Source organism: Haloarcula salina (assembly GCF_010119195.1).
In the GTDB taxonomy this organism is placed as follows: domain Archaea; phylum Halobacteriota; class Halobacteria; order Halobacteriales; family Haloarculaceae; genus Haloarcula; species Haloarcula salina.
The window spans coordinates 81,096-103,991 of the sequence record NZ_WRXL01000005.1; the positions used below are offsets into that span (position 1 = coordinate 81,096).

19 protein-coding genes are annotated in these 22,896 nt (G+C 60.1%); 12 read left to right on the forward strand and 7 right to left on the reverse strand.

Annotated elements, in window-relative coordinates:
- Positions 1–93: 93 nt before the first annotated feature.
- The gene (locus GM656_RS13900) at positions 94–1,134 is read left to right on the forward strand and encodes a zinc-dependent alcohol dehydrogenase (RefSeq protein WP_162414281.1); all 1,041 of its coding nucleotides are present in this window, start codon (positions 94–96) and stop codon (positions 1,132–1,134) included.
- A gap of 142 nt (positions 1,135–1,276) precedes the next feature.
- Here the strand turns inward: GM656_RS13900 and GM656_RS13905 are convergent, their stop codons facing one another.
- Positions 1,277–1,948 (reverse strand): MBL fold metallo-hydrolase, encoded by a 672-nt coding sequence (locus GM656_RS13905; RefSeq protein WP_162414282.1) that lies wholly within the window; start codon positions 1,946–1,948, stop codon positions 1,277–1,279.
- Between the two features lie 259 nt (positions 1,949–2,207).
- Between GM656_RS13905 and GM656_RS13910 the strand changes: the two genes are divergently transcribed.
- The 4 genes from GM656_RS13910 (at position 2,208) to GM656_RS13925 (ending at position 5,883) form a co-directional block, all read left to right on the forward strand.
- On the forward strand, positions 2,208–2,732 hold the full coding sequence (locus GM656_RS13910; protein ID WP_162414283.1) for a tripartite tricarboxylate transporter TctB family protein: 525 nt from the start codon (positions 2,208–2,210) through the stop codon (positions 2,730–2,732).
- Positions 2,723–4,204 (forward strand): tripartite tricarboxylate transporter permease, encoded by a 1,482-nt coding sequence (locus GM656_RS13915; RefSeq protein ID WP_162414284.1) that lies wholly within the window; start codon positions 2,723–2,725, stop codon positions 4,202–4,204. The genes GM656_RS13910 and GM656_RS13915 overlap by 10 nt, the downstream gene beginning before the upstream one ends.
- Before the next feature lie 435 nt (positions 4,205–4,639).
- Entirely contained in the window at positions 4,640–5,071 is a 432-nt protein-coding gene (locus GM656_RS13920; protein WP_162414285.1) for a universal stress protein, read from the forward strand.
- Positions 5,072–5,235: 164 nt separating this feature from the next.
- Positions 5,236–5,883, forward strand: a complete 648-nt coding sequence (locus tag GM656_RS13925) for an MBL fold metallo-hydrolase (protein WP_162414286.1) — start codon at positions 5,236–5,238, stop codon at positions 5,881–5,883.
- Positions 5,884–6,052: 169 nt separating this feature from the next.
- Here GM656_RS13925 and GM656_RS13930 read toward each other — a convergent pair whose 3' ends face one another.
- From GM656_RS13930 to GM656_RS13940, 3 genes are all read right to left on the reverse strand, one after another.
- Complete coding sequence (locus GM656_RS13930; RefSeq protein WP_206673715.1) at positions 6,053–6,307, reverse strand: HalOD1 output domain-containing protein; 255 nt, start codon at positions 6,305–6,307, stop codon at positions 6,053–6,055.
- 964 nt (positions 6,308–7,271) lie between these two features.
- Entirely contained in the window at positions 7,272–8,342 is a 1,071-nt protein-coding gene (gfo6, locus tag GM656_RS13935) for a D-xylose 1-dehydrogenase Gfo6 (protein ID WP_162414288.1), read from the reverse strand.
- 876 nt (positions 8,343–9,218) lie between these two features.
- On the reverse strand, positions 9,219–9,803 hold the full coding sequence (locus GM656_RS13940) for a DUF7344 domain-containing protein (protein WP_394352101.1): 585 nt from the start codon (positions 9,801–9,803) through the stop codon (positions 9,219–9,221).
- 783 nt (positions 9,804–10,586) lie between these two features.
- Between GM656_RS13940 and GM656_RS13945 the strand changes: the two genes are divergently transcribed.
- From GM656_RS13945 to GM656_RS13965, 5 genes are all read left to right on the forward strand, one after another.
- Complete coding sequence (locus GM656_RS13945) at positions 10,587–10,868, forward strand: winged helix-turn-helix domain-containing protein (protein WP_162414290.1); 282 nt, start codon at positions 10,587–10,589, stop codon at positions 10,866–10,868.
- A 537-nt stretch (positions 10,869–11,405) separates the two neighbouring features.
- Entirely contained in the window at positions 11,406–12,965 is a 1,560-nt protein-coding gene (locus GM656_RS13950; RefSeq protein ID WP_241692777.1) for a COG1361 family protein, read from the forward strand.
- Positions 12,966–13,342: 377 nt separating this feature from the next.
- Entirely contained in the window at positions 13,343–14,188 is an 846-nt protein-coding gene (locus GM656_RS13955; protein WP_162414292.1) for a glycosyltransferase family 2 protein, read from the forward strand.
- Positions 14,189–14,321: 133 nt separating this feature from the next.
- A complete protein-coding gene (locus GM656_RS13960; protein ID WP_162414293.1) occupies positions 14,322–15,263 on the forward strand; it encodes a DUF1616 domain-containing protein in 942 nt (313 codons plus the stop codon).
- A gap of 153 nt (positions 15,264–15,416) precedes the next feature.
- Positions 15,417–16,553 carry an FG-GAP repeat domain-containing protein gene (locus GM656_RS13965; RefSeq protein ID WP_162414294.1) on the forward strand — a complete coding sequence of 379 codons (1,137 nt, stop codon included), beginning with the start codon at positions 15,417–15,419 and terminating at the stop codon, positions 16,551–16,553.
- 69 nt (positions 16,554–16,622) lie between these two features.
- Here GM656_RS13965 and GM656_RS13970 read toward each other — a convergent pair whose 3' ends face one another.
- Positions 16,623–17,903 carry a nucleotide sugar dehydrogenase gene (locus GM656_RS13970; protein WP_162414295.1) on the reverse strand — a complete coding sequence of 427 codons (1,281 nt, stop codon included), beginning with the start codon at positions 17,901–17,903 and terminating at the stop codon, positions 16,623–16,625.
- A 455-nt stretch (positions 17,904–18,358) separates the two neighbouring features.
- Here GM656_RS13970 and GM656_RS13975 point away from each other — a divergent pair, with 455 nt between their 5' ends.
- A complete protein-coding gene (locus tag GM656_RS13975) occupies positions 18,359–19,867 on the forward strand; it encodes a lipopolysaccharide biosynthesis protein (RefSeq protein WP_241692778.1) in 1,509 nt (502 codons plus the stop codon).
- Positions 19,868–19,955: 88 nt separating this feature from the next.
- Here GM656_RS13975 and GM656_RS13980 read toward each other — a convergent pair whose 3' ends face one another.
- Entirely contained in the window at positions 19,956–21,128 is a 1,173-nt protein-coding gene (locus GM656_RS13980) for a glycosyltransferase (RefSeq protein ID WP_162414297.1), read from the reverse strand.
- Positions 21,129–21,198: 70 nt separating this feature from the next.
- Positions 21,199–21,606 carry a hypothetical protein gene (locus GM656_RS19365; protein WP_241692779.1) on the reverse strand — a complete coding sequence of 136 codons (408 nt, stop codon included), beginning with the start codon at positions 21,604–21,606 and terminating at the stop codon, positions 21,199–21,201.
- A gap of 251 nt (positions 21,607–21,857) precedes the next feature.
- On the opposite strand from GM656_RS19365, the gene GM656_RS13990 reads away from it, so the two are divergent.
- On the forward strand, positions 21,858–22,877 hold the full coding sequence (locus GM656_RS13990) for a DUF1616 domain-containing protein (RefSeq protein WP_162414298.1): 1,020 nt from the start codon (positions 21,858–21,860) through the stop codon (positions 22,875–22,877).
- Positions 22,878–22,896 lie beyond the last annotated feature (19 nt).

A 22,896-nucleotide genomic window follows, 5' to 3' on the forward strand; every position in this document is an offset into this window, starting at 1 on the left:
GTGTGCGTGCTACGGGACGATTAGTGTCTTCACCGCGAACGTCTACAGACCGTATACCGTAGATTTATAATAGGTCAACGGACTACACCAACCATGCGCGGGTTAGCCAAGACTGCTCCCGAAGCCGGCAGTATGGAACTCATCGACGTCGACAGACCGACACCGGCGGCCGACGAAGTCCTCATCGAAGTGGACTACGCGGGGCTCTGTGGCAGCGACGCCGGAATCTATCAGTTCAAGTCGGCGTTCGAACGAATGAACTTCCCGACGATCATCGGCCACGAATACACCGGAAGCGTCGTCGAGCTCGGCGCTGACGTCACGCGGTTCGACGTGGGCGATCAGGTCATCGAGCGGCCGATTCGCGGCTGTGGCGAGTGCTATCAGTGCGAAATCGGGATGGAGAACATCTGTCAGGACACCGAGCTCACCGGAATTGACCACGACGGCGCGTACGCCCAGTACGTCGTCGCCCCCGAGACGTCGTTGCAGGCGGTTCCGAGTCACGTCTCGCCGCGCCACGCCGCACTGGTCGAACCCACGGCCATCTGCACCCGAGCGGTCATCGAGAACTCGCGGGTGAGTCCCGGGGACCGCGTGCTCGTCGCCGGCCCCGGTCCGATGGGACTGCTGTCGGCTCAGATCGCCGACGCCCAGGGCGGCGAAGTCGTCGTCGCCGGGGTCGGCCAGGACACGAATTACCGGCTCCCGCTCGCGGGAGACCTCGGATTCCCGACCATCAACATCGAGGAAGAGGACCTCGCGGCGTACCGCGAGGACCGCACCGACGGCGTCGGCTACGACGTGGTGTTCGATACGACGGGGCATCCGTCCGGGCTGCCGATGGCCGCCCGGGAAGTCCGCAAAGGCGGACAGATCGTTCTCGTCGGACAGACGGGTGAGACATCGATGGAGTACACGCCGCTGGTCCGCGCCGAGGTCGAACTCCAGTGTACTTACGGTGCGATGTACCGAGACTTCGATCGAGCGCTCCGGCTGATCGGGTCGGGCGACGTTGACCACGAGACCTTCCTCGACGACCGTTTCAGCCTGCTTGACGCCGACGAAGCGTTCGAGGCGTTCCTCGCGGGCGAGACGTGCAAGCCGGTGTTCGACGTGTCCGTACTCCGATAACACCGATCCGCCCTGATCGCACGGTACCGACCGACGAGGACGACTGTTTCTAGGTGGTTCGACTGACCGGGCAGTTGCGCGGTCGGGAACGAATTGAGCGAAGGAAACCGCAGGAAATGCCAGCGGACCGACCGGGACCGAGTTACTCCGTCCGGGGGTCCCACTCGTTCCACTCGCGCTCGACCAGGAAGTCGTCGAGTTTCTGCTTGGGGTTCTCGAAGACGTGCGAGCCGTGGAAGACGAGCAGGGTGTCGAAGTCGTACTCCAGCAGATTGTAGAGATTGAGTTCGGCTGCGCGGTGGTCGTCGTTGAACAGCGCGGGCGGTGGCAGGAGGTAGCCGGCCGGGAGACCGCCACGGTCGGAGCCGTCGAGCGTGTCGCCTGAGATCAGGATGTTGCGGTCCTCGAGTAGGAGCGCCGACGTGGCCTCGGTGTGCCCGGGGACCTGAATCACGCGGATATTGCCGTCGAGCACGTCGCCGTCCTCGTATGCCACGTCGGGCTCGAAGTCGAGGTCCTCCTCTTCGAGGTGCTCGTAGAGCTTCGACTCGTCGGCCGGCATGGCGAGTTCGGGGTCGAAGGCGTCCATGACGTGCGAGAGGCCGCCGTGGTGGCCGTGGTCGCCGTGGGTGATGACGACCCGGTCGACGCCCCCGTACTCCTCCTCCAGCGTCTCGACGAGTTCCGGGCCGTTCTCGTCGAAGGCCGTGTCCACGAGCGTGACCTCGCCCTCGGGAACGTCGGTGAGGACGAGGACACGGACGTGTTCGAACTGGATCTGGTCGATACCGTCGACTACGTTGCTGACACTCATGTTCGTCTCGGAAGTGCCCGTCAGACGTATGTAAATCCACCGGTTCGACCGAAACGCGGCCGTGTGAACTGTTCGACCCGCTGCCGACACAGGCGGTCACTCACGGTCGCGGTGTCGGCGCCGACACGGGGCCGATCAGGTCCGGCACCGAGTTCCCGATAGTCCCCGAAACGGGCGGAACGGGGGCTGTCGTGGGCGTTTTCCAGACCAGTACATTTATACAGCGCTACGCCATTTCCACACGCAGAAGAGGATACCCATGATTAAACAGAAAGTAGCGGACTCTATTGACCAACTCGGACCGAGCAGTATCCGCTCGAACCCGCTCGCCGTGGTTTTCATCCTTCTCGCCGTCGTGGTCATCTTCAGCGCGAGCCAGTTCCCCGACGATGGACAGGTCGGGCCCGGATTCTTCCCGATTCTGGTCGCTGTCGGCATCGTCGTCTTCTCGTTTGCCGACATCCTGACGAGTACAGAGACGGACCTCGAAATCAGTGAGTTCAGCTTTCGACCGCCGGCAATCGTCCTCGGACTCCTGGTCGCGTACCTGCTGGTGATGCCGTTCACTGGTTTCCTCGTCGGAACGATGCTGTACATGCCGGCGATCCTCTACTACTCGGGTATCAAGTCTAAGCCGCTCATGGCGGGGCTCTCGGTCGGGCTCCCGATCTTGCTGTTCTACATCTTCGCCCGGGTGTTCCTGATCCGACTCCCCGAAGGGATCGTCCCGATCTCGCGCCTGCTCCCGCGGCTCCCGCTGGTGGTGATCCCCGGATGGTTGTAGAGAACATCGGACCAGCGCTGGCGAACCTCGCGGACCCGTTCGTCATCTTTCTGATGACGGCCGGGGTCCTCCTGGGGATCATCATGGGATCGATCCCGGGGATGACGGCGACTATGACCATCGCCGTGCTCCTGTCGTTCACCTTCACGATGGATCCGGCCCACGGGATGATGCTCCTGCTGGGTATCTACGGCGGCGCGGTCTACTCCGGGTCGATCCCGGCGATACTGATTCGAACACCCGGGACGCCGTCGGCGGCCGCGACGCTGTTCGACGGCCATCCGCTCTCGAAGAAGGGCGAGGCCGGGCGGGCGATCAAGGCGAGCACGGTCGCCTCGTTCATCGGCGGCGTCATCAGCGTGCTCGCGCTGATGTTCTTCTCGCCGGTCATCGCCGGTGCGGCGCTGGAGTTCCGGTCGCCCGAGTTCTTCGCGCTCGCGGTCTTCGGGCTGACGATCATCGCCAGCGTGAGCGGTGACTCGATCACCAAGGGGATGGTGTCCGGCCTGCTCGGCATGCTGGTCGCGACGGTCGGCATCGACCCGATCACGGGCTTTCACCGGTACACGTTCGACATGGCGAAGCTCCTGACGGGCGTCGAGTTCATCGCGGTGATGATCGGCCTGTTCGGCATCGCCGAGGGCCTGCGGAAGTACTCGCAGGGCATCGACGACGATACCGACGAGGCCGCCCAGGAGATGACCGGCGTGTTCCCGTCGCGCGCCGACCTCAAGTCGATCATGCCGGTGAGCGTCGGCTCGGGGGTTCTCGGCGCGTTCATCGGCTCGATTCCGGGTGCGGGTGGTGACATCGCGGCGTTCATCACGTACAACGAAGCGACGCGGTGGCTCAAGGACAGCGTCCCCGCGTTCGGCGACGGGAACATCCGGGGCGTCGCCGCCGCGGAGTCGGGGAACAACGCCAGCACCGGCGGGGCGCTGATCCCGACACTGACGCTCGGTATCCCCGGCGACTCGGTCTCCGCGATACTCATCGGCGCGCTGATGGTCCACGACATCAACCCCGGCCCCGGCCTCTACCAAGACGAACCGGAGCTCCTCTATACGATCTTCGTGGGTTTCCTCGTCATCTACATCCTCATCCTGATATTCGGTCTGCTGGGCGCGAACTATTGGGCCCGCCTCATCAACATCCCGTCGTCCCACATCTGGCCGGTGATCCTCGTCCTCTGTGTCATCGGCTCCATCGCGCTCCGCGGGAACGTCTTCGACGCGTGGGTGATGCTCGGCGCGGGCGTGCTCGGCTACGCCATGCGACTGCGGGGCTACCCCCTGGCACCGATGGTGCTCGGACTGATTCTGGCCCCGATCGCCGAGGTGAACCTGCGGCGCTCGCTCGTGCTCTCGGGCGGGTCGCTCGACATCTTCTATACGAGCCCCATCGCCCTGCTCGTTCTCCTCCTCAGTGCCGCGGCGATCACCGTCCCGGCAGTGCGGTCTGTCCGCGGGTGACGTTCTGCGCCGGGAATCGAGACCGTCGGATCGATTCTAACGCCTACACCGAACAGGTGTCGAAACCGTCGTGTACGGGCGTCAACGGGGACCGAACAGCACGTGTCGAGACCCGCATCAGTTCTCGGTCGACTACGTACTGACCACCTCTCACGTCGAACAGTTGTCACCCACCCGGTAGACGGGTAGCGGCCCCTTCACTACGAGCCGTTGCAGTCCGCCAGCCAGCTCTTTTCGACATTAGTGAAACGTCCGAAACGGGTGATATCGGCAGTTGAAGGCGTTCCTAACAGGCGTACATTCGTTATGTAGATGCACATAATCAGCAACACAGATTTCAATACTATCGAAATATTTCCGTGCGTCACGCCACGCCCGCTGGCTGGGTATCGCGTCATCAAAAGAATAATGGTAGATAATGCAGTGTCATCACGTATGGTCATCGTCGCGGCAGTCGACCGATCGGACAGAGCGTCCGTAGCTATCGAGGAAGCGGAAGCGCTCGCAGAGGCGTTCGACGACACGGTTCACGTCGTCCACGCACTCACGCGTTCGGAGTTTCTCGATCTCGGAATCACCAGCGCGCAAGCCGAAGAGCCACTCGACATGGGACAAGTCCGCAGCGCCGCGGCGGAGATGGCTGAGGACGCTGTCTCGGATCTGTCGGTCCCGTACGAGACGGTCGGGCTGGTCGGGAAGCCGTCGGACGAAGTCGTGAAGTACGCCGAGGAGCAGGACGCCAGCTACGTCACAGTCAGTCCGCGAAAGCGGTCGCGAACCGGGAAAGTGCTGTTCGGGAGCGTAGCGCAGTCGATTCTTCTGAACGCGTCCTGCCCCGTCGTCACGAGCACGGTGCAGGAAGAGTAAGATCACGGAGCACTGGCGGTCGCCCGACCGGCAGGTAGTCGGACTGTGAGTTCGATCCGCTCAGTACCCCGTATCTCGCCAGACTAGGGCGGTTAGGCGGCATTATATGATTCTGGGAATCGGGACAGTTCTTTATGAGAACTCGGCGGCAGGTTGTAGTTGGAATGTCTGTAGCAAACGTAGCTGACGGTATCCACACCGTACAGTTCGACCACGTCCGCGTGTTCGTGCTCGAAGACCGACCCCAGGGACAGACGACCCTCGTCGACGCGGCCTTCCCGGAAGACGGGGCGGAACTGGTCGACGTACTGGACGAGGAGTTCGGCGGCGTCGACCGCGTCGTCATCACCCACGGCGACGAAGGCCACTTCGGCGGTACGCCCGACGTCGTCGACGCGTTCGATCCCGAACTGCTCGTTCCCGGCGGGGCCAGAGGATTCCACGACGCGCTCGATTTGCGCGTCGATGCGCACATCTCCGACGGCGACCTGCTCGACGGGGACCTTCGCGTCGTACAGGTGCCGGGCCATACGATCGCGACGACCGGACTCCTCCTCGAAGCCGACGGCCTCTTCATCGCTGGTGACATCCTCGAAGGATCCGATCGGCGGGGACTTCCAGCGGGCTATCTGGTCCCGCCTGCTGAACAGTTCAACGACCACTCACACGCTGCAGCCGAACGGAACCTCGTGAAACTGTTCGAGCACGAGATCGAGACCGTTCTCGTCAGTCACGGCTCACACGTGTACGAAGCGCCCCTGGAGAAGCTCAATGATTGGCTCATCGACCGCGAATGGGACCTCCAATACTGACGACGAGCCGTTTGGACGCTCCCATCGACGGCCAGTAGCGTCTTCGGTGGGATCGAAGATCACCATAGAGAATAGCTATACCACATAACTATATTTTATTTCAGAAGGCGAGAGAGGGTTACTTCGGCGACGACGAACACCGGGAAGCGACGAAACACCGTCGTTCAGGTCACTGATACACCTCGAGAGTCCCATCGCCGAAGACCGATATGTCGTAGGTCGCGTATTCGAACGTGAAACAGAGACGGCGTCCGGTTCGTTCGAGGGTATCAGCCGAAAAGAGTGCGTTCAGTGCGTCTACGTCGACGGCACCCTGAAACGGTGGCAACTCTACCGGTTCACAGTCCGCCGCGTCCGAGACAGCCTCGACGATCTCCCTGCTGACGGCGGTATCGCTATCCAGGGAGAGTTCAGTCCGGTACACGAGCTGCCGATCGCCTGGGTTGGGAGGTTTTTTCATTCGAGTCGGGTGAGAGCGAGTAAGCGTACCCGCGAGGGGTGATCACCGAAATCGTTCGTCGGCTCGAGACCGTTTGAAACGACCTGCTCGAAGTGGCGCATCGAGATCCAACTTGATCGCGAACCCGGAGACGCTTCAATTAGGTCGACCATCGTATGTTAACGCTTGACACTAGTGGATAATAAAATACTCGGTCCGGTATCGTCAAGTTCGAACATCGTATATCCAAGGAACGGAGATATAGACGACGTATCCGATAGTATACTCTGATTCTGCGCAGATATAGCTGTCAAATGCCAAAAGTAAGTCCATACCAGGACTAAGAGCCTAATGTGCTCACAATACACTATCTAATACGGAAGTATTCGATTTTTCACCGCTCGAATCGTTTCTTTAGCTCTGGTCGCCGAGATATCAAGATCGAATCTGGCTCGACAGGAGAACACGGGCATGCTCCCTCCGTAGAGAAACAAAGCCGGGGTCAAGCAGTCCGACGACCCGATATTCGCCCCGTTGAGTCTTTCGGAATAACATCTGTACGTACGTTATTATAGTAGGACTGATCCTGGAATGGTCCCCATATATACATAGTGGATCCGTTCGGTACCGCGACAGCGAAGGCCTGGTACCTCATCGTCAATACGTGAACGAGTACCCCGGCCCGAAGTGTCGACTCCCAGATTGTCGAACGGAAGCAGCGGCCAACGCTGCCGCCACGATGATACGATATCCACTGACGCACACGACGGACCCAAATCACGCACCTTTGATTTCGTACGGTGGAGTCTGTGGGCATCGATTACCTAGAGTATGCCCAGTGGCCGGACTCGATCGGGGAGTGGGGCACTGCTGACGATTCCGAAAGTCACACCAGAACGTCGTTCACCGATTCCGAACGGAGAAGACGACAGTCAGTTGCTCCGTGACGCTACAGTTCGACGACGTCGCCACTCTCTGCGGCCTCGTGGATTGCCCGAATAATACGCATGTCCTGCAGTCCGTGTCGTCCGTCCGGTGAAATATCGGCGTCTGTGAGAATCCGATCCGCGAAGTAATCGAACTCCTCACGCATCTCTCGTTGCGCGTCGAAGGCATCGTGTTCGATGGTCGCCGAGAGATCACCCCGTGAAAGATGGAGCGTGGCCTTCCCGTGGAACGCCGGTCGCAACTCGATCTGGCCCTCGGTTCCTGTGAGTTTGAGTTGCGTGTCTTCGTGTGCGTTCTGGCTGTCGGTGGTGACCATCTTGACACCGTCCTCTAACGCGAGGAGTGCGCCGGAACGCTCGTCGGGGACGTCACCGAAGCCGTCGGCGTGCGAGCTCATCTGCGACTGGACGGCCGTCGGTTCTCGGTCCAGCAGGAACCGGGTCGTGTTGATAGAGTAGATTCCGAGGTCCATCACCGACGTACCGTACCCGGAGAGGTCCGGATCGAGCCGCCACTGTTCCTTGTTGGGGTTCATCTCCAGGAGAGGCTGACTGTTGTTTCCGTAGACGGATACCGGGTCGCCGAGGAAGCCGTCTTGGATGAGTTCCCGTGCGCGCCGGACGGCAGGATCCGTCTGCATCCGGTAGGCGATCATCAGTGGAGCGTCCGCGTCTTCACAGATTTCGACCATCTCGCGTGCGCGCTCGACCGTCGACTCCATCGGTTTCTCACAGAGGATCGCCTTGTCGAGTTCGGCGGCCGTCTCTGCATACTCGAGGTGATAGGCGTTCGGTGTCCCGATGTAGATCGCATCGTAGGCATCAGCTGCTTCACCGTCGTGGAATTCATCGTAGCTGATACCATGGTCGACGCCGTTCTCTGCAGCCAGCCGCTCGGCTTTCTCCGTCGAACTGCTCACGAAGGTCGTCACTTCGCCGAGATCCGACTCCTCGATCGCTGGTAGCGCGAGGTCGATTGTCCACCAGCCGAGTCCGAGGAGTGCGTATCGAACCGTTCCCTCGGTCGCCGATTGCCAATCGCGATCGTCGTAGGCGTCAAGCCATTCCTTCATGTCGAGAGGGTTTCAACGCCGTTGCTAATAACTTTCTGGTCAGCGACGGTGGCGTGAGAGATTGCTTCGGGTACCCGTTCGACCCGTTTTCCGTTCCACCCAAGAGACGAGTGGGAGGGATGTGGAACTGCCCATATCACAGCGGACGCCCTCGGTCCAGCACCGCTGTCGTCGTCCTAATGCGCGATTACGCGGCCCAACAGTGACCATGGAAACACAGGCTCCCGGCCGGCGCACTACATATTAAATACCAAATACAATCCAACTTTTATAAATATACATATGAATTATAAATTTCTATTTTCAAATTTGATTTCGTTTTGTACAATAGTATTTCAGAAGTTTACGATCGAGTAGTAGACTTTTAGATATACTCAGCGGAGGAACTTTTCTGTTCTCTCACATACTAGCTATCGGAGGGAAATGGATGTTCGGCCGCTGTGGTTGCGATTAGTTTGGCGAGTACTACCAGCGTCCCGAAACCAGTCACTTCCGTTCGCCTCCGGGTGACTTCCGACACGAACCGATTCGACGAACGGGAGGCGTCAATGAACGAAGCCCCGATAGTGAGATGCGACTCAAAAGCTGTCGTGAAAGGCGGGACCTACGGAGGGATGAGGCGGTTCGAACGACGTGACTGCGTTAATAGGGTCCTAAACTCACCGTAGAGAGTTTAGTGATTGTCTGCTCATCCAGAGAATAATAGCTGATTACTAAAGTATGATATCCTTACCCCAGCATGAGCGCGTCGTTACCACTCGCTGCAGTAGCGAGCGTTGCGAGACGACACGGTGGTCGGCACATTCCTCGCAAATTCGGTCGGTGAGAAGCAACCCGAATCGACGGCAGTGGTAGAAGGCTAGCTCGAGGTCGTCCTCAGTCGTCCGCTTCCTGCTCGCGTTCGGTCGACCAGTGGTAGACAGAACAGGCTCCGCCCACGCCGATGACACCCGCGAACAAACCCAAGACGATACTGCCTGGGAGAGAGAGTGCGACTGCTGCGGCGAGAACGGCGACGCCGAGCAGTGAGACTCCAGCGTAGTACCGATACCACTGGCGGTCCGGCTCCGCTTCGGGACGGTCGAGATACTCCTCGAAGGCGTCAGCCTTGTCGGTAAGCGTGATGTGACCGCGGTCCTGGTTAAATTCGACGACACCGATGTCGTCCATCTTCGGGAGGTGGCACTGGTACAGCCCTACGTACACGCGCTTGCGTTGGCTGGAGGTCAGCGCGTCAGTCGTGGTGTCGTTTTCGATCGCGGCGACGTGCTCCGCGAGCTCTCCCAGTGAGACGCGTTCGTCACGTTCACGGAGAAAGTGAAGAACCTCGCGGCGGCGGCTGTTCTTGAGCGTCTCGAAGATGACGTCCAGTGACGGCTCTGTTTCCGTCTGTTGCTGCGTCGCGTCGTCACTGGTACTGTCGTTCTGGCTGTCCGGTGTCGCTGCCGACTGTTCGGACATGTCTTCGTGCGGTTCAGCCTGCGTTCGTGCGGTGTCTTTGACTCCCATATTTGACCCACTTCCTGTGTGCTGCGACATCGTTTACCCGTCTGGACGCATCCACACAGCCCCCCGGCTGTATCGACGGAACGTTACGCTGTCAGCAAGCATTTCAACTAAATGGCACCTTAGCACTTAATACTTTGTTATGTAACAAATTATACAATATCTCCGAGATTACCGAGGAGAGTAGTCACCCGTTGCTTCGGTATTTTTGGAGTACTGCCAGTCTACGGCGGATTCCATCGTCCGCTCTGGTCGGTGAATCGGTAGTTGTGAACTGGTCCCGAAACATAGGGGATTAATTGGGATATTTTTCGCACAGGTTCCGAAACGAATGATTTCGATGCCCCCGAAAGAGTCTCGAGAGAATCCCTGACGATTATATCAGAAGTAACTAATCCTTACGGCCGTAAGAAGGCGACAACTTCGGGAACTAGTGGTCCAGAGAGACCAATGGGGCTGTAGATCGCGCGCCCTATCGGACGCACTCAACGCTGTCCGAACGATTCCAGCAACGGCTGAACAAGCTGACCAAATTCGGCACCCTCAGCGTGAGATAGCGATTCTCGCACGTATCAGAAGGCACGATACGCCACATGATGTGGGTGGCTACCGGCTGTCGCACATGCAGAACAAAATAACACTAGCGAAACAATTAACCGAAGGCACATGGAATAACCATGCACACGAGTTCGTATCCAGAGTGCGTAGTTGGTACACTCGTGAATACGAATAGATACGATGGCAGACTTTGACCAGTGGGACGAAGTGAGTTACGTGATCAGTTCACGGTATCGGGTCGAAACACTCCGGCGACTTTCAGAGGGGCCTGCGACACCGTCGCTCATCGCAGACGACCGAGAGATGAGCATCGCACACGTCTCTCGCGCGCTGCAGGAGCTGCGAGAATCAGATCTCGTTGATCTACTCGTTTCGGAAGATCGGAAAAAAGGGCGCGTGTACGACATAACGGAGAAGGGACTCGACATCTGGGAAACGATCGAACAGAAGAACATGGCTTGACCGAGTCGGTTAGCGGTGAGAGCGCATCCCCGTGACACCGGTACCGTCGGGCTAGAGACATCTTTCTCACCGGTTCGCAAACATCAGGACCGTCGCGGAACGGCCACACCGTCAGCCAGTTCTGGCTTGGAATGTCAACTACATAGCGGCTGACGATACCTCACCTATCGAAGTGTTTTACACCAATAACAGCCAGTGAGTGTATAACACGCGGTAAATTGTACGTAACAATAGTATTGAATATCCAAAAATAACGCCATGTCCACTTCAGGATACGGACTAGTACTGGTCGGTGGGGTTCTCGTGCTCCTCGTCGTCGGTGGCGTAACGACGGGGCTGGTCGGGAGTACGGGAGAAACGGGGCCAACACTCGCAAGCGAGAGTCCCGGCAGTGGGGACGCGCTGACTGTCACCGGGGTCGAGAGTCCCAGTGAGATCAGGCCCGGAGATTCCCTGCGCGTGCGAGTCCGTCTCGAAAATTCGGGAGATCGGGGAATAACCGAACCACTCACAGTGCGCGTGCGTGATGAAGATGGAATGGTGTCTGAGACGAGCACCACCGTCAAACTCGGCCCGGATGAATCGACGGCCACGACACTCGTCGTCGATACCGAGACGCTCAAACCGGGGCAGTACACGTACGAAGTCGATTCAGGCGCGAACTCGGCGGCGACCGGTGCCGTCGCTGTACTGCACCCGCCAGCGTTTTCGTTGTCTGACGAATCCAGCGGACTGGTCGTCGTCAAAGGGGCCTCGGCAACACTGACCGCCAACGTGACGAACACCGGTGACTACCGCGGACTCCAGCGAGTCCACTTCGCGATCGACCGAGATCGGAACGGTAGCGTCTCAGCAGCGGAAACCACCGACGAACGCGTCCTCTCGATAGCAGGCGGTCAACAGCAGACCGTTGAAGAACGTGTCGAAACGACCGAGCTGGAACCGGGTCAGTACGAATACCGGATCGCATCCGAGAACGAATCGGTCAGTGGAACGCTGATCGTCCAGCGACCGGCGACGTTCAACGTTCTGAACGCCAGCGCACCCACCAGAGTCACACGCGGGGATCCGGTCACCGCGTCAGCGACGATCGAAAACGTCGGTGACGTCGACGGGACCACGACGGTCGAGTTCAGCGGACCGAACGGGACCGAACCCATGACTCGCACCGTGACGCTCGACGGGGGCGAGTCGACGAACGTGTCGTTCACCGCGAGCACGGCGAACGTGAGCCGCGATACGCACAACTACACCACATCCACGGAGACCGACACCGCGACGGACGCGGTGAGGGTAGAGAGCAGTTACTTCGAGGTCAGCCGTCTAGAAGGACCGAGCGTCCTCTACGTCGGTGAGACCGCAGTGTTCTCCGCGAGAGTGACGAACGTCGGGAACGTAACCGGAACACAGAGCGTCGAGCACCGGATCGACAGCGACGGTGACGACCGTCCGGAAGCTTACGGCGTCGAAGAGTCCGTGACGCTGAAGCCGGGCGAGCAGACCCGCGTACGCTTCGAACTAGAATACACGCTGATCGACGACACCGACTACCCGGTCGAGCCACTGAAGCTCGAGACCTACGTGTACGGGATCTACAGCGCGGACACGCGCGCCTCGTCCGCGCTGTCGGTCAAGCCGGCGTGGGCTTCCGGCAGCGGTGGGTCGAACGGAGGGGGCGACGGGAGCAGCGTTTCGAACGGTGAGAAGGCGTCGCTCGACGAGATTACGCAGGACAAGTACGGATACTACTACCACGAGGTGAGCGGAGAGACCCAACGGCAGGTCCGCGAGATCTACGACAGACAGCCGTTCGCAGACGGACTCGTCGCGGTGGAGGTCAGGACCCGCGAACAGATCGCCCGCCAGGACTACGGCGCGGACATCGAACCGGGCGATGAGTTCGACTTCACCGCGCTCGACATCGAGACCCAACAGCGCGTCGAAGCGGACTTCGACGCACAGTTCGAGAGCGAGAGCGGAGACAGAATCGAATCCTGGGATGAACTCGCGCAGGCAGAATACGGCACCTCGTACGAGAACCTGAGCGACACCCGACAGTCGTCGGTGAGGGCGGCGTATCAGGAACAGTTCGACTGACTGACTCGACACGTACCCAGGGCACGACCTTTTCGAACCAAAAACGAGATTCAGCAGTTTCCTCGGTACCTGTATACTCCCGCTAATTCTGGAAAGTGAGGAATAACAATAGAATGACTTGTCCAAGGTGATAGCAAGGGGGCCGTGTGTTGTGACTCGGCAAGCGGCTCCACGAGCTACCATGATCATCACTGCAATCGACGCTGATACAGACGCATGGGTTCGGCACCACTGCCGACCCGAGACGACGGACGGCCGGTTTGGGTATTCACCTGAGGCTTCCGGCGGAGTTCGCCGCTGTACCGGAAGTGACGGAACGAGCCCGGCGAGACGACTGACACGCCACGCTACGACGCTAGCTTCGGGGGGGGCGTAACGTGGCTTATAAGGGGTCTGAGGTCGGCGTCGTAATCCCAGCGTATAACGAGGAGGGGTTCATCGGGGAGGTTATCGACTCGTTGCCGCAGTTCGTCGATAAAGTGTTCGTTATCGACGACTGTTCGACTGACGACACCTGGACGGAGATCAAAGAGTACGTCGACGCTGCGGTCCCGCAAGCCGCCGTCACCGACGACTCGGCCGAACAAGTCTTAGTCGCAGACGGTGCCGGAACGTCAGTCGGCTCGAACCAGTCGTTCCTCGACAGACGGATCGTCCCCGTCAGACATCAGACGAACGGCGGGCGTGGGGCCGCGGTGAAGACTGGCTACGACCTCGCCCTGATGAGCGACATGGACGTCGTCGCCGTCCTCGACGGTGACGGACAGATGGACCCGGACATCCTCGATCGGATCATCGACCCCGTCGTCACGGGGGAAGCGGACTACGCGAAGGGGAACCGCCTCATCTCGCGGCAACACTGCGCGCAGATGTCCAGATGGCGACTGTTCGGGAACGTTGTCCTGACGCTCTTGACCAAGTTCGCGAGCGGCCAGTGGAACATGCGCGATCCCCAGAACGGGTACACGGCGATCTCCGCGGAGGCGCTGGACGAGCTCGACGTCGACGAACTCTTCGACGACTACGGGTTCCTGAACGACGTGTTGATCCACCTCGATAGCCACGGACTGACTGTCCAGGACGTGCCGATGGACGCGATCTACGGCGACGAGTCGAGCGGAATCAGATACGGGTCGTTCGTTCCGAAGCTGTCGCTCCTGTTACTGCAGGGCTACCTCTGGCGGGTACAGCAGAAGTATCTCTCCCGGACGGAGTCAGAGTAGCCGCACATCGTGTGTTCGTGAGTGACATCGCCACCTCTCCCGGAGATCAATCGGTTCCAGCGATCGAGATCGGGATTGTCTGTCCCCCGTTATGCGGTTGTTACTTATGATGACGGGGGCGTGAGCGGAACGTATGGGTAGGTGGTCGGATACGTCGCCAGCGACCGTCGATTTGCTTGCTGTCGTGGGATACACAGCGATTACGCTCCTCGCAACGCTGTCGCCACTCGAAGGAATCCCCCTCGCAGCCATCGCAATACCGTTCTTGCTGTTCGTTCCGGGCTATGCCGTGGTCGCGTCCCTCTTTCCGACTCGGAATCCAAGATACGAACAGCATCGGCTAATCGCCACCGAGCGAATACTGTATTCGGTCGCGGCGAGCATCTGTCTGGCGATCATCGTTGGAGTCAACCTCGAATTCACGCCGTGGCCGATCCGCCCGACACCGGTCGTCACCGCCCTCGCTATCGTGACGGTTGTGGCGAGCGCAATCGCTCTGTTCCGTCGCTACAGCAGGGCGCCGGCGGGATCGAGCCAGACCACGACGCCATACGGGAACGCAGGTGACACCAGCGGGGGTTCTGAAGGCGACGGGATTCAGCTCGGGACGATCGTCGTCGGCCTGGCGATTCTCGTCACGTTTTCGTGCGTGACACTGGTCGCGGCCCAGCCACAGCGGGGCGAAGCGTACACCGAGTTCGGACTGCTGACCGAGAACGAGACCGGAGTGCTGGAGGCGAGCGGCTACCCCGAGCAGATCACGCTGGGTGAGTCCGAACAGCTGTACTTCTCAGTCACGAACCGCGAGATGGAGACGACAGAGTACGTCGTCGTCGTACAGTTGACCAGAACCGCACCGACGGGCGAAGTCATCGAGCGGGCGCGTCTCGATACCTACGACAACCGAACAGCAGCCGGAGATCGCTGGCTGCAGCGCCACACCGTCACGCCCGTACTCGAAGGCGAACGGCTCCGGCTGACGTATCTGTTGTACAAGGACGGGATTCCAGAACAACCCACGGCGGAGAACGCGTACCGTGAGGCCCACATCTGGGTCGACGTCACCGTGAGCTAGAACGACGTAGCAGTCACGGGCCGTCGAAGTCAGGTTTTTGATATTTCGTCGGTGACGCGGCCTGTCGGTGAGAACGGCGATTTTACCACTATGCGAAACGTGACAGCTAGATAAGAGTATAATAACAATACCGGCATCGGCCGAGAGGGCAGTATGCAGTTCTCCCACGAGCGTATCGACGATCACCCACCCTGTAGCAAGCTCAGTAGCTTGCAGACGGGTGATTTTACCGGTAGCGGGCGTCCAGATGTCATCGTCGTGGGCATGGGCGGAAACCCGGCTGTCACGGTCGCGGGAGCAGACGTACAGCTACCGACGGTCGGTCCGCTCAGTCGGGTGACACCGCGATTTGAGACGAACATCTTCTGGTACGAGAACCCCGGATGGGAGCGACACGTGCTGGCACCCGAGACCGATCTCCATCCGGGCGTCGGCAGCGATCTCGCCGATATCGACGGCGACGGTCTCCTGGACCTCGTCGTGGGGCAGGGGTTCGGTCGCTCCGACGTCTACTGGTATGCCCAGCCCGAGAACCCGAGAGAGCCATGGGGGCAGTACCACATCTCCAGTCGGTTCGAGAAGTACCACGACCTGCTCGTCGCTGACGTCGACGGCGACGGGAACGACGAACTCGTGGGCCTCTCGCAGGACAGCGAAACCGTGTTTTACTACGATGTCCCGGCCGATCCGTATCAAGAACCGTGGCCGGACGCGAACCTCCACGTGATCGACAGCGGTACCAGAGTCGAGGGGGTCGCCGTGGCTGACGTGGACGGCGACGGAGCGCGAGAGGTGATCGCCGGGACGAACGCGTATCATCGAGAGGATGAGGACTGGCGACGCGCAGACATCTGTACGGACTGGGACGATACACGGGTCGCCGTGGCCGATCTCGACCGAGACGGAACGCCCGAGATAGTCCTCTCCGAGGGCGATTCACCCACCTTCGGCACGCATCCGGGACGCGTCGCGTGGGTCGAGTACCCTGACGGGGAGCCGACAATCCTCCGGGACGACATGTTCTGCCCCCACAGCCTCCAGACGGCTGACCTGACCGGCAACGGATACCCCGACATCTACGTCGGGGAGATGTCCCTCGGGGAGAACGACCGACCCGTCCAGCTCGTCTTCGAGAACCTCGGCGAGTTCGAGTTTCGCGAGCACGTCGTCGAGCGGAACATCGCCACTCACGAGGCGAAGCTCGTCGACATGACCGGCGACGGCCGGCTCGACATCGTCGGTAAGTCCTACGGTCCGGACCACCACGTCGACGTCTGGTACCGACAGTAAGGTCGAACTCTGCGAGCGAGGATACCGGGTTAAATCTGTGATGGACAGCCCGTACCGTTCGCCGCCTCCTCAGATGCCGACGAGTTCGAAGCCGTGTTGCTCCCACGAATCGGCATCCATGAGAGCGAGGGGGTCGACCATCACGCGCTCACCGAGAAGCGATCCCACCCGACGGGGATCGAGGTCGGCAAATTCGTCGTGGGCGCTGGTCAGGACCGCCGCATCGGCACCGTCCAACGCGTCGGCGAGCGATTCTAGCTCGAGGGTGGGACTGGTGACGTGCGGATCGCACAGCCTGATTTCAGTCGCTCCCATGCCCCCGTCCGCGACTCGGAGCTCAGCTGTTTCGGGGTCGGACAGAATCCGCGCGATCTCCAATCCCGGACTATTCCGCGTGTCGTCGACGTTGCCCTTGTACGCGACCCCGAGGATGGCGACCGTCTTGTCCTCCAGCGTGCCGAGCGCCTCTGCCACCAGGTCCGCGACGTAGCCGGGCATGCGATCGTTTACCCTGCGGGCTGCGTCCACGAGCTGTGTCTCGTCGGATCGCTCGGCGAAGAACAGGGGGTCGACCGGGAGGCAGTGACCGCCGACGCCCGGTCCGGGACGAAGGATGTCTACGCGCGGGTGATTGTTCGCCAGCCGGATCGCCTCGCGAACGTCGACGCCGTAGTCTCTGGCGGTGAGCGCAAGCGTGTTGGCGTAGGCGATGTTGACGTCACGGAACGCGTTCTGGACGAGCTTGACGAACTCTGCGGTGGTGGCGTCGGGAGCGACCCTGAGATCACCGGTCGGAACCGTCCCGTACAGTTCCTCGATCGCCGCGGTCGAATCGGCGTCGATCCCGCCGAGGATACGGTCGTTCGACTGGAGTTCCGTCACGGCATTGCCGGGAAGCATCGTCTCCGGCACGTAGCCAAGTCCGATATCAGTACCGGGCTCCAACCCCGACTCGGCGAGAATCGGAGAGAGGACTGTCGCGGTTGTTCCGGGGGGGACAGTCGATTCGAGTACGACCACGTCGTCCGCTCGGAGGAGCGGGCGGACATTCCGGGCGGCGGCCTCGACGTACTGCAGATCAGCCCGACCTGCGTCTCTATCGTACGGTGTCGGGACGCAGATGAGCTGGTAGTCGGCCGCTTCGGGGTGGGAACTGATTGTGAGTTCGCCGTCCAGTGCGTCACGAACGTACGTCTCGAGTTCCTCCTCCGTGACCTCGGGCTCACCGCGCTCCAGTCGGCGACGCACACGGTCGTCGGTATCGTAGCCGATTACTTTGTGACCGTTATGGACGAACAACGACGCTGTCGCCAGCCCGATGTATCCGAGCCCGTGGACACAGATTTCCATCGTCTCCTACTTGTCGGTTAGTCACTCTGTTATGTGTCAGATACCGAGAGTCAAAGCAACTGAGCGGATGTGAAACCGCTAGCAGCTAGACCTTACCACCACGTGGTGTGCCGGCGTGTCGCGTTTAGTAATGCGTGTCCGACTATGGAACCCAGGGGCGAGGGGGAGTTCGCAGGAGAACGTGTGGACTCCACGGCGAACAACGGCGCGCTGTGCGGCCCAGATCCACCGTATCGGACCGAAAAGTGTAGCAAGAAGGACCATTATTACTATCTAGGACCATTAACTAACGAACGACGAGCGCATCGGCTCACAGACTGCATCGGGACTGGAAAGGTCGCCCGGAGACAACAGATGGACACGATTCCGTACGAGATCGAACCAGTCAAAGACGGGTGGCAATACCGCCGGCGCTGGCTCCCTGGCGTGCGTTCACAAGTGGAGCGGTGGCTGCCGTGAGAGATCGACTGAAAGCGATTTTCGGACGAATACGGGCGATACTCACACCAGGAGAGAGCCTGATCGAACAGTCGGTGACGGGAGGAATATGGCTGACGCTGCTGAATATCACCGGTCGCGCATTTCAAATTTTAACGGTCGTCTTTCTCGCACGCCTCCTGGACCCACGCGCGTTCGGAATCGTGGGATCGGCGATGCTCGTCATCACCGGCCTCAGGCGAGTCTCGAAACTCGGGCTCAACGATGCCCTCATTTACAACGAAAGCGAGAACGTCGACCCCTACCTGAACACGGTGTGGATCCTGAACGGGGGAAGAGGGATCGTACTCGGGGTCCTGCTCTTCGCGGCGGCACCGGGAATCGCCTGGTTCTTTTCGGAACCGAACATCGAGCCGATCCTCCGTGCGATGGCTATCGGTCCAGTCATACTCGGGCTGAGAAACCCGTCCATCGTGTATTTCAAGAAAGACCTGAACTTCCACAAGCAGTTCGTGTACGACGTCAGCGGTGACGCCGCCTACTTTTTCACCGCGCTCGCGTACGCGGTGTTCGACCCAACCGTCTGGGCACTCGCGTTCGGATACGTCGCTCGCAACGTCGTCCGCAGCGGCTTTTCGTTTGTACTCAGCGGATACAGGCCCTGGCCGTCTATCGACGTCGCGCGAGCCGCGGAAATGATCGATTACGGCAAGTGGATCACCGCGTCGAACGTGTTGAACTACGTTAGTAACCAAGGAGACGACATCTTCGTCTCGTGGTTGCTCGGCTCCTCGGCGCTTGGCTTCTATCAGCTCGCCTACCGGCTATCGAACGCACCGGCGACCGAGTTAGCCCACGTCGTCTCACAGGTGAGCTTTCCGGCGTATTCGAAAGTCCAAGACGATCCCGAGACGGTCCGGTCAGCCTTCTATCGGACGATCCGTCTCTCGATGTTCCTGGTCGCACCGATGGCTATCGGAATCGCGCTCGTGACCGAACCGTTCGTCACCGGCGTTCTCGGGGAGCAGTGGGTACCGATGATCGTCCCTATGCAGTTGCTAGCGATCTACGGGTTGCTTCGCGGCTATCTCGCCTCGTTCGGATCGGTGTGGCGTGCGACCGGGAACCAGGATTATCTCGTTAAAGTTCAGCTACTCACCATCGTCCTCATCGCGATCCCGATCTATCCGGCCGCGAGCAGATACGGTATCTCGGGGGTCGCGATGGTGATCGTCGCCGTCTACGCGTTCGTGATGACGCCGGTGGATATGTACTTCGCCGTAGAGGCGGTCGACGGCAGTTTCCGTCGGCTGGCGAAGGAGTTCGCCTATCCGCTTCCCGCGGCCGGGATCATGGGACTAGTGGGCCTGTGGATCCAACGTGTCGTCACGATAGCGCCGCTGGTCGAATTCGTGCTACTCGTGGTCGTCGGTATCGTCACGTACGCCGCTGCAGTCCTCGCGATCGAATCGCGGATCGAGTGGGGGATTGTCGACGAAATTCGAGATCTCGCATCGTTCATCTGATAGGCGGAGTCGAGAAGAGACGCTGGACGTGGAGAAACGTCACGCTACACTCAGTTCCGCCGATGAAACGAGATTGACCGAGGAACGGCTATCGGAGAGACGTCTGAATGAACCGTTCGTAATCGTCGAGGACTTCCGCTGGTGAGAAGTCGTTTGCTCGTCGCTTTAGGGCCGACGTATCCGTTTCATCGTCGAGTGTTTTCTCGACGGCCGTCGCGATCTCCGAGACGTCACCGACGGGTGTGAGACGACCGTACTGGCCGTCGGCGAGGATTTCACGCGGCCCGCTGGGGCAGTCGGTCGAGACGACCGGACAGCCACAGGCCATCGCCTCGATGAGTACCGTCGGGAGCCCCTCGAAGCGAGACGTGAGCAGGAAGACGCTCGCCCGGTGCATGTACCGATACGGATTGTCGACATACCCGGGAACGGAGACGGCGTCGCTGATCCCCATCTGTTCCGCGCTGTCGTGGAGTTCTTCGCGAAGCGGGCCCTGACCGGCGACGACCGCTCTGGTGTCGGGCCTCGATTCGTGCACCCGGTCGAACGCCCGAAGCCACGTCTGGAGGTCCTTTTGCGAGTCGAGTCTGCCGACGAAGAGCACCACGTCGAGGTCGTCGTCTTCGATCCACTCGTGATCGACCGACTGGTGTGCGCGCTCCCGGACCCGCTCGATTTCGATCGGGTTGTGCAGAACTGTCACGTCGTCCTCTCGGAGCGACATCTGCTCAACGAGACTGTCTGAGACCCCTTGCGAAACGGCGATCACTCGGTCGGCCGACGGGAGCAACCGAACGGCCAATTTCCGGAGCAGTTTCGACTTCAGAGTGGTGGCCGGTTCGACGTCGAACGCGTTGTGCTCCGTCGGGATGAGTTTCGTCCGAGTGTCTGCGACGAGCGACGCCGCGAGACAGACCGTATTCGCGTGAGTTACCTGGGAGAGCAGCGCGTCCGGCTCGCTTTCTTCGAGATAGGACACGAGCTTCGGGACGTGTGCCGTAATGCCCGCCACCGGAACACGTGAGTCCCCGAGCGCGACGACGGGGACGTCCTCGTCGATCTCCGAGTGGAGTTTGCCGTACGGGTGAGAAAGCACCAGTTCGACGTCGTATCCTCGGCGGGACAGTCCGTTGACGATGTTCACCGTCACCTGCTCCGCACCGCCGACCGTGAGGTTCGGAATGTAGAACCCGAGCGACGGACGCTCCCCGTCCTCATCGACGGCACGCGAGCTATCGGTCGCAGAATCGGGACGGGTCATCTGGTTCGACTGTTTCCGTTCGCCTTCTTTGTTAGAAGCTCGCTACGGGGCGAAGCAGACACCGACGGAGTCAGACCGTATACTGCACGAACCGTTGGACGATGAGATACACCAGAACACCGAACCCGAGGTAGACGAACCAGTTCAGACGACGCCACCAGTCCGGATTGCCACGTGCCGGTGCAAGCAACACTCTGGCGAGCAGTAATCCGTTGAACGAGAGGATGAAATACAGATCAAGCGCCCACATATCGAAGAGGAACAGGAGTGCGAGTGCGACCACCATCCATCCCGTTTGAATTGCGACGAGTCTCCAGAAGCGACTGGACTGGTCGATATCCGACCCGCGGTGGCTATAGTTCCGGTCCAGGGTCGAATCAGCCCCGTCCGAACTGTCGAAACGGGCAGTGGTGATTCGATCCCAGAACGACGGTTCGACGTACTCGTCAGTGTCTTCGCTCACGGTCCAGTCACCCACCGAATCCCACGCGTCGAAGCCATAATAAAGGTGTGAGAAACTCAGGCATAGAGGTATATGGCGTTTACTCTGGTCCGAGAGCAACTCGGGAGAAGAAACCGCACAAAAACCGCATCAGACGGTTGGTAGACTCAAACTAACAATGCGGGTCTGCATTCCAAGGGGGAACGCAATGAGTTCATGGCGAGGGACGGTAATCGTCAGCGAAATCTGCCACACGTCTTACTCGTAACGATGGGGCGCCAAGAGCAGTGGGAGCGGTCGCGGTGAGTCGCCCCGAGGATCGAGGGGGCCGGGCCCTCACCAATCTGGATCTCCTCGTGGTCGCTGTGTTAGCGGTCAGTACCTCGGTCGTCGGTCTCTGGCTGCCCGACGTGTTACCCACGCCCTTTCGCGTCGTGCTCGGGTTTCTCTTCATCTTCGTGCTCCCCGGCTATGCCGCCACTGCGGCGCTCTACCCGACGATGTATCGACAGGTCGTCCCGGCAACCGGGATCTCAACCACCGCAGCCGATTCTCAGCTGTTCGGAACCGAAATCGCAGTGTTAACAGTCGGTCTCAGTCTCTTTTCGGTCCCACTCCCGCTGTTGTCCGTGACGCTCCTCGGCTTTGACATCGGTCCAGGGACGACTTTCGTGCTCGTTACGGCGGTCACAGTGGTGTGTTCCATCGCCGCCGTACTGCGGCGAGCGCGAGCTCCCTCAGAGGGTGCCGGCGTACCAGTCGCTCACCTCAGTCAGCAGGTGACGAGCGACTTTCGTGCCCAGTTTTCCAGCGGGCCGACCATCGGAGCGGTCACCATCGTACTCCTGTTGGCCGCGGCAGGCGTCGCGAGCGCGACGCTGATCAGTCAGCCACAGGGGGAGACCTACACCGAGTTCTCGCTCCTCACAATCGACGACGAGACGGGGAACCTGACGGCGGACGGGTATCCCACGTCGGTTACGGTGGGAGACCCCCAGTCAGTAGTGGTGTCGGTTACCAACCGTGAAGGGGCCGAGACGAACTACACCGTGGTCGTGGAACAACAACGGCTCGGCCGAGAAGGCGACATTCGACAGGTCCAGCAGTCGACTACCGTCGACCGGTTCTCGTTAACGCTGGCAAATCGAGAAACTGAACGACGCAACCGATCCATCGAAGTCTCCCGGATCCCCGGACCAGAAGAGTCCCGTCTGGCGTTTCTCCTCTACAGAGGCGACCCGCCAGAACGACCGAGCATCGACAGTTCCTACCGCCATACCTACTTCTGGGTGAACGTCACGGGGTAACTATGCTCGGGACAGATCC

Excerpts from the sequence above, each read along its gene's own strand:
- GM656_RS13900 (WP_162414281.1), top strand. The coding sequence starts at position 94 with ATGCGCGGGTTAGCCAAGACTGCTCCCGAAGCCGGCAGTATGGAACTC.
- GM656_RS13905 (WP_162414282.1), bottom strand. The coding sequence starts at position 1,948 with ATGAGTGTCAGCAACGTAGTCGACGGTATCGACCAGATCCAGTTCGAA.
- GM656_RS13910 (WP_162414283.1), top strand. The coding sequence starts at position 2,208 with ATGATTAAACAGAAAGTAGCGGACTCTATTGACCAACTCGGACCGAGC.
- GM656_RS13915 (WP_162414284.1), top strand. The coding sequence starts at position 2,723 with ATGGTTGTAGAGAACATCGGACCAGCGCTGGCGAACCTCGCGGACCCG.
- GM656_RS13920 (WP_162414285.1), top strand. The coding sequence starts at position 4,640 with ATGGTCATCGTCGCGGCAGTCGACCGATCGGACAGAGCGTCCGTAGCT.
- GM656_RS13925 (WP_162414286.1), top strand. The coding sequence starts at position 5,236 with ATGTCTGTAGCAAACGTAGCTGACGGTATCCACACCGTACAGTTCGAC.
- gfo6 (WP_162414288.1), bottom strand. The coding sequence starts at position 8,342 with ATGAAGGAATGGCTTGACGCCTACGACGATCGCGATTGGCAATCGGCG.
- GM656_RS13940 (WP_394352101.1), bottom strand. The coding sequence starts at position 9,803 with ATGTCCGAACAGTCGGCAGCGACACCGGACAGCCAGAACGACAGTACC.
- GM656_RS13945 (WP_162414290.1), top strand. The coding sequence starts at position 10,587 with ATGGCAGACTTTGACCAGTGGGACGAAGTGAGTTACGTGATCAGTTCA.
- GM656_RS13950 (WP_241692777.1), top strand. The coding sequence starts at position 11,406 with ATGGTGTCTGAGACGAGCACCACCGTCAAACTCGGCCCGGATGAATCG.
- GM656_RS13960 (WP_162414293.1), top strand. The coding sequence starts at position 14,322 with ATGGGTAGGTGGTCGGATACGTCGCCAGCGACCGTCGATTTGCTTGCT.
- GM656_RS13965 (WP_162414294.1), top strand. The coding sequence starts at position 15,417 with ATGCAGTTCTCCCACGAGCGTATCGACGATCACCCACCCTGTAGCAAG.
- GM656_RS13970 (WP_162414295.1), bottom strand. The coding sequence starts at position 17,903 with ATGGAAATCTGTGTCCACGGGCTCGGATACATCGGGCTGGCGACAGCG.
- GM656_RS13980 (WP_162414297.1), bottom strand. The coding sequence starts at position 21,128 with ATGACCCGTCCCGATTCTGCGACCGATAGCTCGCGTGCCGTCGATGAG.